Origin of the sequence: Rhodopila sp., from assembly GCF_965276935.1 — a bacterium.
Classification (GTDB): domain Bacteria; phylum Pseudomonadota; class Alphaproteobacteria; order Acetobacterales; family Acetobacteraceae; genus Rhodopila.
In genome coordinates this window covers 653,174-667,337 of record NZ_CBDIBS010000002.1, presented here as the reverse complement: position 1 = coordinate 667,337, position 14,164 = coordinate 653,174, and the positions used below count along the sequence as shown (strand labels likewise).

Genomic DNA, 14,164 nt, shown 5'->3' with positions numbered 1-14,164 from the left:
GTTACTGTTGATCAGCATGCCTTACGCGCCGAACTCGATCTTGATCGCCGCGGTCTGTTCTCCGATCCCTGGGACCGGTCCAAGCGCCAAAGTCTCATGAGAGCGGATCACCGCGGGCGCAATGATCTTCGCCACGCCGCCACCTGGCAACGTCACCGGGGTCCGCCGCAGCGCCGGGTGATGGCCAAGCGCCGCGAGGTCATTCACAAAGCCATAGGCTGTGTTGGACGCTCGGAGTTTAGCCGCCGCCTCGTCCCGCGTCAGTGCCGCGAAGGTCTGGCCGACCCGTTGGTCCACCACCGTTCGGTTGGCGACGCGGATGTTGTTGCTCTCGAAACCAGGTTGCTTCGGCAGATCGGGCGCATCAAGGAAGCCTGCGCAGAACGTCGCCCATTCCCGTTCGTTCTGAATCGAGATCAGAACCAGCGCGTGGTCCCTGGTCGCGAAAGCGCCGTATGGACAGATCGACGGATGCGCCAGGCCAAGGCGCTGCGGCGACTTTCCAGTGCCTTCATAATACAGCAGCGGCACGTTCATCCAGTCGGCGACCGCATCGAACAGGCTGACCTTGAGACCCTTGCCGTGGCCGGTGGTGCCGCGTTCGATCAGTGCCTCCAGCACACCGGTATAGGCGTTCATGCCGCAGCCGATATCCGCGATTGAGACACCGACGCGGCCCGGCCCGGCGGGATGCCCGGTCACCATCGCCAGCCCTGACTCGGCCTGCACCAACAGATCGTACGCCTTCATCGTCGCGTATTCACCGGTGTCGCCATAGCCGGAGATGTCCACCGTGATCAGGCGATTGTTCGCAGCGCGCAACGCCTCGGCGCCCAAGCCGGACCGTGCCGCGGCCCCAGGCGCCAGGTTCTGGATGAACACGTCGGCTCGGCCGACCAACCGGTGCAGCAGCGCCGCGTCCTCAGACTGCTTGATGTCGGCGACCAGGCTCTGTTTGCCGCGGTTGAGCCAGACGAAGTAGCTGGACGCGCCTTGCACCGCGCTGTCGTAGCCGCGGGCGAAATCGCCCTCCGCCCGCTCGATCTTGATGACCCGCGCGCCAGCGTCGGCCAGGCGCGCCGAACAGTAGGGCGCGGCGACGGCTTGTTCGAGCGAGACGACAAGCAGTCCCTCCAGCGGTCTGGCCATGGTGCGGGGTCCTTTGGCAGCGAAACAATGCCTGCCGAAAGGACCATCGTCCGGGCGGCGGACGCAACCCCGCCCATTGCCGAACGGCGGCGGCTGGGTAAACTTGCAACCAATTGGATTTCGCATGCGGCACCCCACCAGCCCGCATGCGTGCCAGTCGGCCCAAGGGGAGCCCAGCGGGCCACTGGTATAATGCGACAATGGAGGAACCGCGTGAGCCGTTTGATCAGCGTGGCCGGCGTCAAGCTGGAGGTCGAGGAGAAAGGCCAGGGGCGTCCGCTGCTGTTTCTGCATCCGGGGGAAGGGCTGCAAGCGAACCGGCCCTGGATCGACCTGCTGGCGCGGGACCACCGCGTCATCGCGCCGCACCATCCCGGCTTCGGCGGATCGGTGCTGCCGGACTGGATCGGCACGGTGGACGACTTGGCATACCTGTATCTGGATCTCGCCGCCGAACTGGATCTGGAAGACGCGGTGCTGGTGGGCGCCTGCTTCGGCGGCTGGGTGGCGGCGGAAATGGCGGTGCGCGACACTAGCCGCTTCGCCGGGCTGTTGCTGGCGGCGCCGCTGGGCATCAAGGTCGGCGGCGTGCTCGACCGCGACATCGCCGACATGCACGCGATCCCGCGCGCCGCGTTCATGCGCCTGGCCTGGGCTGATCCGTCGCGCGGCGAGATCGACTACACTCGACTGCCAGACACCGAACTGGCCGGCATCGCGCGTGGGCGGGAGGCGTTGGTGGTGTTCGGCTGGAAGCCCTACATGCACAACCCACGGCTGAAGCGCTGGCTGCACCGGATTGCCACGCCGACCCATCTGCTCTGGGGCGAGCAGGACGGCATCGTCTCGACCGCGTACGCCGAGGCGTGGAAGGCGGAAATTCCCGGTGCCAGCCTGGAGACGATCCCGGACGCCGGCCACTATCCGCATTGGGAACAACCCGAGGCGTTCGCCGCCCGGGTCCGTGGTTTCACCGAACGGCTTTGAAGGAGAGGACGCGATGCGCACCTGGTATTTCTCCGAGATGGCGTATCACCCGGCGTGGCGAAAGGGATTGGATCGGGGCTCCCTGCGGGTGAATTTCCCGAACGAGAACGTCGATCCGGCGGAAGCCGGCCAGTTGCTGAACCGCTATCTGGATGAATTCGCGCTGTGCGACGATGTCGGGCTGGACATCATGGTGAACGAGCACCACAGCACCGCCACCTGCATGACCGTCTCGGTGCCGATGGCGCTGGCGGTCATCGCGCGTGAAACCAAAAAGGCGCGGTTGCTGACACTGGGAAATCCGATCGCCAACCGGCCTGATCCGGTCCGTGTGGCGGAAGAGATGGCGTGGCTGGACTGCCTGTCCGGCGGCCGGCTGGAGATGGGGCTGGTGAAGGGTGCGCCATACGAGATCGCCCCCGCCAACGCCAACCCCGGCCGGCTGATGCGCCGCTACTGGGAGGCGCACGATCTTATCCTGAAGGCATTGACCACGCATGACGGCCCGTTCTCCTGGGAGGGCGAGTATTTCCAATATCGCGCTGTCAACATCTGGCCGCGGCCGGTGCAGCAGCCGCACCCGCCGGTGTGGATGACCGGCATGAGCGTGGCAACCGGCGTGCTGGCGGCGGAACACGGTCACGTGGTCGGCACGCTGCTGTCCGGCGGCCTGGCGAAGCCGATGTATGAGGCGTATCGCAAGCGCGCGCGGGAACTCGGCTGGGAGGCCGGCGCGGATCGTATGGCCTATGCCGCGATCATCGGCGTCGGTCAGACGCGGGAGGAAGGGCTGCGGCGCGCCGACATCATCGCCGACTATGTGCGGACATCCCCAGTGGTGGCGGAGCCGTTCACCAATCCGCCGGGCTACAACTCGATCGGTGCCAATGTAGCGATGCTGAAGGCGGGGCCTCGGGCGCATCGCATGATCACCGATCGCAACGGTGTATCAGTCGATCATCGCACCGCCACGGTGCAGCAGTTCATGGATACCGATACGGTCTTCGCCGGCACGCCGGACGACGTGTTCAACCAGTTGCAGGCGTTCAACACCCGCATGGGCGGCGTCGGCCATCTGCTGTTCTTCGGCCAGGGCGGCCATCTGTCGCATCAGGACGCCAAGGAGAATATCTCGCTGTTCGGCCGCGAGGTTGCACCGCGGTTGCGCGAGCTTGCCACGCCGGAACAGGCTGTCGCCGCGGAGTGACCAGCGAACTGCGGCTGGAACGGCGGCGGCTGGACGATCTGCCGCCGCTGGCGTCGTTGACCCACGTGGAACGGCTGTTCCTGACGGCAACGCCGATCCACGACCTGTCGCCGCTGCGCGGCCTGCATCGACTTCGCGTCCTGGGGTTGAAGCTCGCTCGCGCCGCGGACCTGACGCCGCTTGCGGACCTGACCGGGTTGCAAAGCCTGATCCTGTCGTTCACGCCGGTTGGCGACGTGACGCCGCTGGCGGGGCTGAACGGGCTGCGGAGCCTGTATCTGACAGGCTGTCCGGTGTCGGATATCGCCCCTCTGGCCGGGTTGACGGGGCTGCGGCGGCTGGACCTGGGCGGGACCTCAGTGTCCGATCTGGCACCGGTCGCGGCAATGACGGAGCTGGTCAGCCTGCAACTGTCCAGCACGCCGGTGATCGACCTGTCACCGCTGGCCGGCCTGACGCGGCTGCTTGTGCTGGAACTGGGCGATACGGCGGTGGCCGATCTTTCGCCGCTGGCGGCGCTGCGCGCGCTGCGGCGGCTGGATATCCGCGGCACTCACGTCGTTGACCTGCCCGTGCTGCCAGGGAGCAAGGTCTTGTGCAACAATCGTCCGGCGCCGGCTGCCGCGGCATCCGCGCATGGCCGGCTGGCGAAACGACCGCTTGAGGCAGGGCCTTGAGCGGAACCCGTGGCGCGACCCAAACGGCCGTTTATCGCCCCGCGGAAACGATATAACGGATCAACGCGAGTAGAACTCGACCACCAGGTTCGGTTCCATCTGCACCGGATACGGCACGTCCGACAGCTTGGGGGAGCGGGTGAAGCGGGCCTTCATCGCGCGGTGGTCGACTTCCAGATACTCCGGCACGTCGCGCTCGCTGCTTTGCGTCGCGTCCAATACGACGGCGAGCTGCTTGGATTTCTCCTTCACCTCGATCACGTCGTTGTCGCGCACCTGGTAGGACGGGATGTTGACCCGCTTGCCGTTGATCGTCAGATGGCCGTGGTTGACGAACTGCCTTGCCGCGAACGGTGTGACGGCGAACTTCAGGCGGTAGCAGACGGCGTCCAGCCGACGCTCCAGGATCTCGATCAGGTTCTCCGAGGTGTCGCCTTTCCGGCGCACGGCTTCCTCGTAGTATTTCCGAAATTGCTTCTCGCCGATGTTGCCGTAGTAGCCCTTCAGCTTCTGCTTCGCCATCAACTGGGTGCCGAAATCGGTCGGCTTCTTGCGTCGCTGGCCGTGCTGGCCGGGGCCGTATTCGCGCTTGGTGACGGGGGATTTCGGCCGGCCCCAAAGGTTGATGCCCAGCCGGCGGTTGATCTTGTACTTGCTCTCGGCGCGCTTGGTCATTGGCGCGTTGCCCTTTGCGTCCAGGTTGTTGCACCGGTAGGCCCATTACATAGGCAATGGGCGGGCGCGGACCATCAAGGTCCGTCCACGTTCCCGGCAGTAAAGAGCGGCGCGTATAAGCGCCGAACCGGCGGCTTGTCAAACATTCGCCGCCTGGGTAGGGACCGCGGATGATCTCTCGCGGCGATATTCTGTGGCTTGGTGTGGCGTCCGGCGTCATCGGGTCGCTGGTTGGCGGAATGATGCTGGGCATCGGCATGGACCTGATCGTCAACGGCCAGCCCCTCGGCTGGCTGCTGTTGCTGCCGGCCGCGCCGCTCTCCGCCCTGCCGGGTTGGCTGCTGGCGCGGAAACTCAGCCGGCAGCTTTGACAGGCCTGGGCATTGCCTTGTGGCAATCGCAGCCTGTTTTGCGGCGGCGATCACAGTCGAAGGTCGTGACATGATCAGCTTGCGGCTCGCGGCCTTGCATACGGTGCAACAGATCAACCGGCTGATAAAGGGGACTTGCGTAGCCTCCCAGGGCAATCGGGTGAAGTAGACTGAAGACACGGGATGGCGCATCTGCCGCTGTGTCATCACCGGGCTTGGCCCGGTGACCCACGACTTTGGCTTGGTTTGGCACCGCAAGCCGTGGGTAGCCGAGCCAAGCCCCGGCCATGACATAAGGCAATGCAACGCGGCCAGGACGCCCGTCGGGTGCCCATGGCGCAGAACTCTTCGCGTCACCCGGTTCACCCGATTGCCCTGCCTAGCCTCCGGTAGACAGTATCTGACGCCCGGTCCCGCGTGCGCGGCGAGGTCAGTCCCGAGCGCCGAGGAGCGCGCGTTTCAGCCGAACAGTCGGAGGCTTGGATCCAATAAAGCTGGCAAGCATGACCGTGGCGAAATGGGGATTGGAAATCAAACCCATACGTTGTCCATTGAACGTCACGTCGACGCTTTTCGAGGTAAACAGCATCACGGTCTTGTCGCCTTTGTGCAAATCCGGCACCGCCGCGAGAAATCGTTCGACGTCGCGCGGATCCAGTTGGCACGGCGGCTCGCAGGCATTCTTCAATCCGGATCGCCAGGAGTTTCGCGCTCTTTCAGCATCGACATCGCGAAGAAACTGAAACTCGAGCAGCTTGCGTTCGGGTGAGTGCAGGATCGCGTCGGCGTTATCGCTGCGATGTTCCAGATACAACCCGGCCACATAGATCGGAATGTCGAGAAAGGAGTAGGTGCGCAGGCCGATGCCGTTCAACCGCATGGGAATCCCGTCCACCACCCGCGTGTCCGGCAGCGTGACATCGTGCAGCTCCGCCGCGCATGCAACGGACAGCGGCAGCATGACCATCGCCGTCAGAATCAACTTACGAAACATGATTGAAAGTGTGACGACCAAGGTGCGAGTCTGGCGATTCATTATTTTGTCATCCGGGGTCGCCAGAACGACTAGCCCAAGGTTTTGTCCGGCACGCGTTCGTGCAATGCCGTCCATCCTATGCGCACGATCTCGTCGACATTGTCCCAACCAGGCTCGTGCGGCCGTTCGACGGATCTGGTCCGTGTCGATGGCGCCACGCATGGCAACCTGGTGCTGGCGCGCTTTGCGCCATCTTGTACTATGCACCGCATGACATCGTTCCGCGCCTGCTGGGTGGTTCCCGTGCTGTTGCTTGGCGTGAGCGGGTGTGCCTACGATCCGCCGGTCCAGGGCGAACACACGTCGGATCGGTATAAGGCTGATCTGCAAAAATGCCGCACATCCTCGACCGAAGCCGTGCGGCTGAAAAATGCCGGTACGCTGGAAAGCTGGATCATCTCCCCGGTCACCGGACCTCCGGCGGTTCGGGCCGCGATCCGGACATGCATGGCGAGCCAGGGATATGTGCTGCGGAAACCGCGAGATTGAAAGTCCGTCACTTCCTGTACTGGGCGCGGACCTGCCGATCGGTCGGCCTGCCTGGGCTGCTTCTCAGGTCACTGCGAAGTCCTTCGAGCGAAACAGAAAATTGCTGCAGAAAAACATTCTGCTTCTCCAGAAGAACGTTCTGCTCCTCGGCATGAACCCTGATCAATTCAAGTCGGTGCAACATTGCCTCGAAAAGGCCCCGTTCCTCGTTGCTCATGGCGTCCCCGTTGATAAATCATAATTGATGTTACTTCATACCATACGGGGATCATCGTGTGTAGCGGGATGCACGTGATACCGGATTTTATCCTCGATCTCGCGCATGTCCCATGATGAAAAACTGCTGTCGATATTTTCCTGCCAACGGAGCCAACGGAGCCAACGGAGCCAACGGAGCCAACGGAGCCAACGGAGCCAACGGCAATGGGAATGGTGTCATCCGTCCTGTCGGTGCGCGACCGGCGCGGGACAGGCCGAGGCCGACGCTCATGCTTGGCGGGATCAACCGCGTCCGCCGCCATCATGTCGCCGTCCAACCACCATCTACCTCATAGGCCGCGCCGGTGGTGAAGGCTGCCCGGTCGGAACACAGGAACACCACCATCTCGGCGATGTCCCGCGGCTCGCCGAAACGGCCGAGCGGGGTGCGGTCGATGATGGAGGCGCCGCGTTGCTGGCGGGTCGGGGCGGTCATGCGGGTGGTGATGAAGCCGGGGCAGACGGCGTTCACCCTGATGCCGTCCTGGGCGTACTCCATGGCCGCGGTTCTGGTCAGTCCGATCACCGCATGCTTGGCGGCGACATAGGCGGTGGAGCCGCGCAGGCCGACCAGACCGGCGATCGAGGCGGTGTTGACAACCGCGCCGCCACCCGCCGCCAGCATCGGCGGAATCTGATGCTTCATCGACAGCCAGACGCCTTTCAGGTTCACCTCGATCATCCGGTCGAACGAGGCTTCCGACCATTCATGCGTCCTCTGGCCGATCGCATCGACTTGAAATGGCGCGATGCCGGCGTTGTTGAACGCGCAGTCCAGCCGGCCATAGGCTGCAAGCGTCGCATCAACCCCTGCCGCGACATCGGCCGCTAGGGTGACGTCGCCGGACAGCGACAGGGCCTGGCCGCCCGCATCGTTGATCAGCCCGACTGTTTCCCGCGCCGCATTGGCCTCGTAATCCATCACGGCGACTCGCGCGCCTTCCCGCGCGAAAGCCAGAGCGGTCTCTCGCCCAATACCGTTGCCGCCGCCGGTCACCAGAGCGATCTTTCCGTCAAGCATGCCGGTCATGATGGTTTCCTCCGTTTCTTGTGTCGCCAGCATCCTGCACCGGGGGCGGATTATCAATTGCCGCCGGCATCACCACATGGCGCGGATGCACGAATCCAGACCGACGCCCTGGCGGACCGTCATTCTGGTCTGCCGCAAGTGCGGCAAGAAGCTGAAGGGCGGCTTCGGCCCGAACGGCAAGCACGGGCTGCGATCGGAGCTGCGCCAGGCACTGCGTGACGCCGGGCGGCGCGATGTCAAGATTATCGAGACCGGCTGCCTGGGCCTTTGTCCCAAGCAGGGTGTCACCGCGCTGAACGCGTCATGTCCAGGCACCATCCACGTGATTTCCGCCGGCACGCAGCCGGAGGCCGCGCTACGCACGTTGCGAGTGTCCTGCCCCCGAAGTTCGTCATATCTTATGACGGACGGAGGGGATGAGCAGGCCACTATCAGGAGTTCGCCCACGATGGCGAACTCCTGATACCGGCCACTAGACCCGATCGCCGATCAGGGCTTCATCAAAGCCGCCTGACTGCCGCCGCCACAGGCGTGCGTAGACCCCGTCCCGGCGCAGCAGTTCGGCGTGGGAGCCGCTTTCGACGATCCGCCCATGGTCGAGCACGATCAGCCGGTCCATGCGCGCGATGGTAGACAGCCGGTGCGCGATGGCGATGACCGTTCGGCCTTCCATCAGTTGGTCGAGTTGCTCCTGAATCGCCGCCTCGACCTCGGAATCCAGCGCCGAGGTCGCTTCGTCCAGGATCAGGATCGGCGCGTCCTTCAGGATGACCCGGGCGAGCGCGACGCGCTGGCGCTGGCCGCCGGACAGTTTCACGCCGCGCTCACCGACATGCGCATCATAGCCGCGGCGGCCGTTCCAGTCCTCCAGGCCCATGATGAAGTCGTGCGCCTCGGCTCGGCGGGCAGCGGCGACGATCGCCTCATCGGTGGCATCGCGGCGGCCGTAGCGGACGTTCTCCCGGATCGAGCGGTGCAGCAACGAGGTGTCCTGCGTCACCATGGCGATGTGCGCGCGCAGGCTTTCCTGTGTCACGTGGGCGATGTCCTGGCCGTCGATCAGGATGCGGCCGCTGGCGGGGTCGAAGAAGTGCAGCAGCAGGTTGACCAGCGTCGATTTGCCGGCGCCGGATGGGCCGATCAGCCCGACCCGCTCACCCGGTGCGATCGTCAGGTTGATGCCGTGCAGCACGCCTGGCGCGCGGGCGCCTTGCCGTCCTGGAATAAAGTCGCGGATGCGGCCGTAGTCGAAGTGCAGGTCCTCCAGACGAATTTCGCCGCCGGTGACGTGCAGATCCACCGCACCCGGTGGGTCCGGCATCTGCCGCGGCACGTCGATCGAACGCATGCCGTCCTGCACGGTGCCGATATTCTCGAAAATCCCGGTGATGCTGCGAGCAACCCAGCCGGCGATATTGGTCAGTTGCCAGGCCAGCGGGATGGCGGTCGCCACCGCGCCGACAGCAATGCGGCCGTCGGTCCATTGCCAGATCGCCACGCTGGCCGTGCCCACCACCAGCAGCGCGTTCATCATCGTCAGGGTGACGGTGTAGCCGGAGGTCATGCGGGTCTGGTCGCGGAAGGCGCTTGTATGGTCCACGATGGCTTCCTGGACGAAGGCGTCCTCATCAAGCGCGCGGGCGAACAGCTTGACCGTCAGGATGTTGGTGTAGCTGTCGACCACACGGCCGGTCAGGGTGGAGCGCATCTCCGACACGCGGCGGGACCTGTCGCGCAACCGGGGCACGAAATAGCGCAGCATGGCGGCGTAGCAGGCGAACCAGATCAGCATCGGGATCGCCAGCCGCCAATCCAGCCGTCCCAGCAGCAGCAGCGCGGAGGAGCCGTAGACGACGATGTACCAGGCGGCATCGAACGCCATCACCAGGCTTTCGCGCAGCGCCGGGCCGGCCTGCAGGACCCGGTTGGCGATCCGGCCGGCGAAGTCGTTCTGGAAGAACGTCCAGCTCTGCCGGACCACGTGCCAGTGGTTCTGCCAGCGGATCATGTTGGAAAAGCCGGGATTGACGATCTGGTTGACCAGGATCGTGTGCGCCAGGTTACCGAGGGGCCGCACGATCAGCAACACCGCCGCCATGCCCAGCAGTGCCAGCCCGTGGTCGTGCAGCAGCGTGGCTGGCGTGTTCTGCGATACCATGCCAACCACGCGGCCGATGAACGCCGGGATCATGGTGTCCAGCACGGCGATAAAGCCGCCAAAGACAAACAGGGCGGCCGTCAGGCCGCGGACCTGGCGGATGAAGTGCCAGTAGAAACGCGAGAGCCCGCCGACCGGGGGTTCGGCGGGCACACCCGAGGTAATGGGATCGAGCAGGCGCTCAAAGCGGCGGAACATGGTTATCAGCGGTGGACCCTCGAAGCCGGTCCGTCAATCACCGCTCCCGCGATCGTCAAGCAACGATTTGCAGAGGTGATCGCGCCGGCCTCAGCCCCAGTGTCCGCGAACCCAATACCGCCCTTCCCAGTGCGGCGGCACCCAGAACCGACGCGGCGCATAAGCGACTCGTGGCGGACCATAGCCAGGCGCCACCACAACCGGGGGCGGGTAGACCGGGGCGGGCGCCACGACGACGGGGGGGACAACGACGCCCACGCCATAGCCGCCACGCCACCACGCCTCGGCGTCATGCGGCATCGCCGCGACGCCGACAGCCGCCAGGCCGACCACCGCTGCCGCCATACCCAGACGCTTCGATACGGACATCGCAACCTCCTGATGCTGGTTGAAGCATGCCCGGAGAGATAGGTGGAAAATGTAACATGTCTGTTGCTGGATTGTTTAACAGCGTCACTCCGCCGCCATCCGCGGCGGATCGATCATACCGGCGGCGGCCACCAGATCGACCGACAGCAGGCGCGACACGCCCCGTTCCTGCATCGTCACGCCATACAGCCGATCCATGCGCGCCATCGTCAACGGGTGGTGCGTGACCACCAGGAACCGCGTCCCGGTCTCCCGCACCATATCCTCCAGCAGGGTGCAGAACCGCTCCACATTGGCGTCGTCCAGCGGCGCGTCGACCTCGTCCAACACGCAGACCGGCGCCGGGTTGCAGCGGAACACAGCGAAAATCAGCGAAAGCGCGGTCAGCGCCTGTTCGCCGCCCGACAGCAGCGACAGCGTCGCCAGTTTCTTGCCGGGCGGCTGCGCGTAGATCTCCAGCCCGGCCTCCAGCGGATCGTCGGAGCCGACCAGTGCCAGATGCGCCCGTCCGCCGCCGAACATGCGCGTGAAAAGCTGCTGGAAATTCCGGTCGATCTGCTGGAACACGGCGGCCAGGCGCTCGCGGCCCTCGCGGTTGAGGTGGCCGATCGATCCGCGCAGCTTGGCGATGGCCGCGGTCAGTTCCGCGCGTTCGGTTTCCAGGCCGCCGATCCGTGTCTCGACCGCCGTGGCTTCCTGGTCGGCGCGCAGGTTGACGGGACCCATCTCCTCGCGCTCCTTCAACTGGCGCTCCAGGCGTTTACGGGCGCGGTCCTCGTTGTCCTGCGACAGGTCGGCCGGCGGATCGGGCAGCGCGGGGTTGGCGCCGAGACGTTCCAGGATGCGTTCGGCGACCACGCCCCAGGCATGACTGGCCTGCTGCAAGCCGCCCTCGGTCCGCACCGCGTCTTCCCGCCTGCCGGCCAGCGCGGCTTCGGCGGCCCGCGCGGCACGGTCGGCTCCGGAGGCGTGGGTGAGTGTGACCGACAGCGTCTCGGCGGCCTGCCGATGGGCGGTTTCCGCCGCCCCAAGCGCGTCCAGCGCCTCGGTTCGGCGGAGGGCGATCTCGCTGGGGCGGGCTTCCAGCGCTTTCAGCGTGTCCGCCGCATCGGTCTGACGCGCCGCAAGATCGGTGACACGGCCGGCGGCATCCCGCGCCCGTTCGGACCAGCCGGCGCGTTCGGCGACGATGGTGCGGCGGCGGTTGACCCGGGCGGCATGGTCGCGCGCCAGCAAGTCGCGCTCGGAACGGGCGCAATTTTCGCGCGCACGTTCGATTAACAGGTTCGCCCGTGCGGCATTCACCGCATCGCGCAAGGCGGCGATGTCGGGCAGCGCGCTGTTGGCTTCCCGCGCCTGCGCCAGGGCAATCAGCGCCTCGTCGCGCTCCAACGTGGTCCTGGCGAGCTGGTCATCGGCAGCGGCCATTTTGGCGGTCGCGGTGGCGGCCTGTGCGCGCAGCGCGGCGAGGCCGGCGCGGCCGCGTTCGACAGCCTGCTCACGATCCCGCCGTGTGGCACGGGCTTGCTGTTCGGCGGCGGCGGCGGCGTGCGCGGTGGTCTCCGCCGCCGTTCGTGCCGTCCGGGCGGTGGCGGCGTCCTGCTCCGCGACCGTCAGCCTGGCGCGCAAGCCGGCCAGACGGTTGCGCTGTCGCAGGCGCACCGCGGCCTGGGTCGGGGTGCCGGCCTGGATGGTGTAGCCGTCCCAACGCCAGACCGCGCCGGAGCGGGACACCAGCGACTGGCCGGGCAGCAAGACGGTCTGATGATCCGTGCCGTCCTGCTCGGTTTCCACCACACCGATTTGCGACAGCGCCCGCGCCAGCGCCGGCGGCCCTTGCACGAACCTGGTCAGCGCCGTGGCGCGGGCGGGCAGGGCAGGGGCCGGATCGAACGGCGGAAGCTCCCGCCAGTGACGGGGGGCGCCTGGGTTCAGCGCGGAGGTCAGTTCCTCCCCCAGCACGGCGCCCAGCGCGGCTTCCAGCCCGTCCGCTACGGTCAGCTTATCCAGCATTGGCGGCCAGCGCTCGCTGTCCTTCACCGCCAGGATCTCTGACAGGGCCTGCGACTCCGCGGCAAGCCGAGCGCGCGATGAGTCGGCGGTGGTGTGGGCTTCGCGGGCAGCGGCGAGGGCGGCGGCGGCGGCGGAGCGCGCCTGTTCGGCCTGCTCCACGGCCTGCCTGGCGGCGGTGACGGCCGCTTCGGCCTGGGCGGCAGCCTCGGTCGCGCGTGCAATCGCGGCGGGATCGACCTGCTCGGCCGCGATACGGGCGCGGTCCTGGGACGCGGTCTGGAACTGGTCGTTCAGGCGTTTCGCACGCTGCTCTGCCTGCGCCAGAAGCTGCGCCGCGGCCTGGGCGCGAGCATTGGCTTCGGCCGCCGCTTCGGTTGCCCGGTTGGCCTCGGCTTCAGCGACCTGAACCGCGTCGGCGGCCGCGCCAGCGGCGGCTTCGGCGGCTTCGCTTCTGGCATCATGGCCCGCGTCGGCTTGCACCAGGCCGATTTCCTCCGCCGCCAGCCGCTGATCCGCCGCGGTGGCATCATGCCGCAATTGCTGGGCGTGCGTCAGATCCTGGTGGATCTGGCCAACCCGGCGCTGTGCCTCGGCCAGTTCGGCTCCGGCGCGCTGCGCCTCGGCGGCGATCTGCTCCTGCGCCACGCGGTGGCGTTCCAGACGGGTCCGGTGGTCGGCCTCCTGCTCGCGCAAGGGGGGCAGCGTGGCGGCCGCTTCGGTTGCCTGCGTCGTGGCGGCGGTTGCCGCTTCGGTCGCGGCGGCGACAGCCAGTTCCGCGTCATGCAGCGCGGCGGCGGCCGCGGCGCGGGCGTGCTCCACCCTGGCACGCTGCAGCGCCAGCAACTCCGACTCGGCGGTTCGGATGGCGACGGAGATGTTGCGGTAGCGGCTGGCCTGGCGCGCCTGCCGCTGCAGCCCGTTCAGTTGCAATTCAAGCTGGGCGCGCAGGTCTTCGGCGCGCGCCATGTTTGCCTCCGCTGCGCGCAGCTTCAGTTCGGCCTCGTGCCGGCGCGCGTGCAGGCCAGTGATGTTGGCGGCTTCCTCCAGCACCGCGCGGCGATCCTCCGGCTTGGCGCCGACCAATGCGCCGACCCGCCCCTGACTGACCATGGCGGACGCCCGAGCGCCGGAAGCCAGGTCGGCGAACAGGGTCTGCACGTCGCGGGCGCGGACCTCACGGCCGTTGATGCGATAGGCCGATCCGCTGCCGCGTTCGATCCGGCGAAGGATTTCCAGTTCCGGCTGCTCATGGAACGGCGGCGGCGCTCGGCCGGTGGTTTCATCCAGCACCAGCGTCACCTCGGCGATGTTCCGAGAGGCTCGCCCGGCGGTGCCGGCGAAGATGACATCCTCCATCTCGCCGCCGCGCAGGCTGCGGGCGCTGCTTTCGCCCATCGCCCAGCGCAGCGCCTCGATCACATTGGACTTGCCGCAGCCGTTGGGGCCGACGATGCCGGTTAGTCCGGGCATGATTTCCACGCTGGTGGGTTCGGCGAAGCTTTTGAACCCGGAGATGCGCAGGCGGCGGAAACTGACCGGCAAGTCGT

The 14,164-nt window shown here is 66.5% G+C and carries 14 protein-coding genes; 6 read left to right on the top strand and 8 right to left on the bottom strand.

Features of this window, described 5'->3' with window-relative positions; translation table 11 throughout:
* Positions 1-21: 21 nt before the first annotated feature.
* Positions 22-1,149: a CaiB/BaiF CoA transferase family protein gene (locus ACQY4S_RS06110; protein ID WP_428484302.1), complete on the bottom strand. Its 1,128-nt coding sequence runs from the start codon at positions 1,147-1,149 to the stop codon at positions 22-24.
* Positions 1,150-1,362: 213 nt separating this feature from the next.
* On the opposite strand from ACQY4S_RS06110, the gene ACQY4S_RS06105 reads away from it, so the two are divergent.
* Genes ACQY4S_RS06105 through ACQY4S_RS06095 form a run of 3 tightly spaced genes read left to right on the top strand, consistent with a single transcriptional unit; the run spans position 1,363 to position 4,020 of the window.
* Entirely contained in the window at positions 1,363-2,136 is a 774-nt protein-coding gene (locus tag ACQY4S_RS06105) for an alpha/beta fold hydrolase (protein ID WP_428484301.1), read from the top strand.
* Between the two features lie 13 nt (positions 2,137-2,149).
* A complete protein-coding gene (locus tag ACQY4S_RS06100) occupies positions 2,150-3,343 on the top strand; it encodes an LLM class flavin-dependent oxidoreductase (RefSeq protein WP_428484300.1) in 1,194 nt (397 codons plus the stop codon).
* Positions 3,340-4,020, top strand: a complete 681-nt coding sequence (locus ACQY4S_RS06095) for a leucine-rich repeat domain-containing protein (RefSeq protein WP_428484299.1) — start codon at positions 3,340-3,342, stop codon at positions 4,018-4,020. Before ACQY4S_RS06100 ends, ACQY4S_RS06095 begins: the two co-directional genes overlap by 4 nt.
* 60 nt (positions 4,021-4,080) lie before the next feature.
* Here the strand turns inward: ACQY4S_RS06095 and rpsD are convergent, their stop codons facing one another.
* Positions 4,081-4,695 carry a 30S ribosomal protein S4 gene (rpsD, locus tag ACQY4S_RS06090; RefSeq protein WP_428484298.1) on the bottom strand — a complete coding sequence of 205 codons (615 nt, stop codon included), beginning with the start codon at positions 4,693-4,695 and terminating at the stop codon, positions 4,081-4,083.
* Between the two features lie 170 nt (positions 4,696-4,865).
* Here rpsD and ACQY4S_RS06085 point away from each other — a divergent pair, with 170 nt between their 5' ends.
* Positions 4,866-5,066, top strand: a complete 201-nt coding sequence (locus ACQY4S_RS06085; RefSeq protein ID WP_428484297.1) for a hypothetical protein — start codon at positions 4,866-4,868, stop codon at positions 5,064-5,066.
* 430 nt (positions 5,067-5,496) lie between these two features.
* Here ACQY4S_RS06085 and ACQY4S_RS06080 read toward each other — a convergent pair whose 3' ends face one another.
* Complete coding sequence (locus ACQY4S_RS06080; RefSeq protein ID WP_428484296.1) at positions 5,497-6,102, bottom strand: chalcone isomerase family protein; 606 nt, start codon at positions 6,100-6,102, stop codon at positions 5,497-5,499.
* A gap of 99 nt (positions 6,103-6,201) precedes the next feature.
* On the opposite strand from ACQY4S_RS06080, the gene ACQY4S_RS06075 reads away from it, so the two are divergent.
* A complete protein-coding gene (locus tag ACQY4S_RS06075; protein WP_428484295.1) occupies positions 6,202-6,591 on the top strand; it encodes a hypothetical protein in 390 nt (129 codons plus the stop codon).
* A 7-nt stretch (positions 6,592-6,598) separates the two neighbouring features.
* Here ACQY4S_RS06075 and ACQY4S_RS06070 read toward each other — a convergent pair whose 3' ends face one another.
* Positions 6,599-6,808, bottom strand: coding sequence for a hypothetical protein (locus ACQY4S_RS06070; protein ID WP_428484294.1), 210 nt, complete (start codon positions 6,806-6,808; stop codon positions 6,599-6,601).
* Positions 6,809-7,111: 303 nt separating this feature from the next.
* Complete coding sequence (locus tag ACQY4S_RS06065; protein ID WP_428484293.1) at positions 7,112-7,879, bottom strand: glucose 1-dehydrogenase; 768 nt, start codon at positions 7,877-7,879, stop codon at positions 7,112-7,114.
* On the opposite strand from ACQY4S_RS06065, the gene ACQY4S_RS06060 reads away from it, so the two are divergent.
* A complete protein-coding gene (locus tag ACQY4S_RS06060; protein ID WP_428484292.1) occupies positions 7,878-8,342 on the top strand; it encodes a hypothetical protein in 465 nt (154 codons plus the stop codon). The two genes, ACQY4S_RS06065 and ACQY4S_RS06060, sit on opposite strands and share 2 nt — an antisense overlap.
* A 9-nt stretch (positions 8,343-8,351) precedes the next feature.
* Here ACQY4S_RS06060 and ACQY4S_RS06055 read toward each other — a convergent pair whose 3' ends face one another.
* From ACQY4S_RS06055 to ACQY4S_RS06045, 3 genes are all read right to left on the bottom strand, one after another.
* Positions 8,352-10,235: an ABC transporter ATP-binding protein gene (locus ACQY4S_RS06055; RefSeq protein WP_428484291.1), complete on the bottom strand. Its 1,884-nt coding sequence runs from the start codon at positions 10,233-10,235 to the stop codon at positions 8,352-8,354.
* A 90-nt stretch (positions 10,236-10,325) separates the two neighbouring features.
* Complete coding sequence (locus ACQY4S_RS06050) at positions 10,326-10,604, bottom strand: hypothetical protein (protein WP_428484290.1); 279 nt, start codon at positions 10,602-10,604, stop codon at positions 10,326-10,328.
* 84 nt (positions 10,605-10,688) lie between these two features.
* Positions 10,689-14,159, bottom strand: a complete 3,471-nt coding sequence (locus tag ACQY4S_RS06045; RefSeq protein ID WP_428484289.1) for a chromosome segregation SMC family protein — start codon at positions 14,157-14,159, stop codon at positions 10,689-10,691.
* Positions 14,160-14,164 lie beyond the last annotated feature (5 nt).

What these genes read in the sequence shown, in the direction of transcription:
- ACQY4S_RS06110 (WP_428484302.1), bottom strand. Translation starts at nt 1,149, where the DNA reads ATGGCCAGACCGCTGGAGGGACTGCTTGTCGTCTCGCTCGAACAAGCC.
- ACQY4S_RS06100 (WP_428484300.1), top strand. Translation starts at nt 2,150, where the DNA reads ATGCGCACCTGGTATTTCTCCGAGATGGCGTATCACCCGGCGTGGCGA.
- rpsD (WP_428484298.1), bottom strand. Translation starts at nt 4,695, where the DNA reads ATGACCAAGCGCGCCGAGAGCAAGTACAAGATCAACCGCCGGCTGGGC.
- ACQY4S_RS06085 (WP_428484297.1), top strand. Translation starts at nt 4,866, where the DNA reads ATGATCTCTCGCGGCGATATTCTGTGGCTTGGTGTGGCGTCCGGCGTC.
- ACQY4S_RS06080 (WP_428484296.1), bottom strand. Translation starts at nt 6,102, where the DNA reads ATGAATCGCCAGACTCGCACCTTGGTCGTCACACTTTCAATCATGTTT.
- ACQY4S_RS06070 (WP_428484294.1), bottom strand. Translation starts at nt 6,808, where the DNA reads ATGAGCAACGAGGAACGGGGCCTTTTCGAGGCAATGTTGCACCGACTT.
- ACQY4S_RS06060 (WP_428484292.1), top strand. Translation starts at nt 7,878, where the DNA reads ATGATGGTTTCCTCCGTTTCTTGTGTCGCCAGCATCCTGCACCGGGGG.
- ACQY4S_RS06065 (WP_428484293.1), bottom strand. Translation starts at nt 7,879, where the DNA reads ATGACCGGCATGCTTGACGGAAAGATCGCTCTGGTGACCGGCGGCGGC.
- ACQY4S_RS06055 (WP_428484291.1), bottom strand. Translation starts at nt 10,235, where the DNA reads ATGTTCCGCCGCTTTGAGCGCCTGCTCGATCCCATTACCTCGGGTGTG.
- ACQY4S_RS06050 (WP_428484290.1), bottom strand. Translation starts at nt 10,604, where the DNA reads ATGTCCGTATCGAAGCGTCTGGGTATGGCGGCAGCGGTGGTCGGCCTG.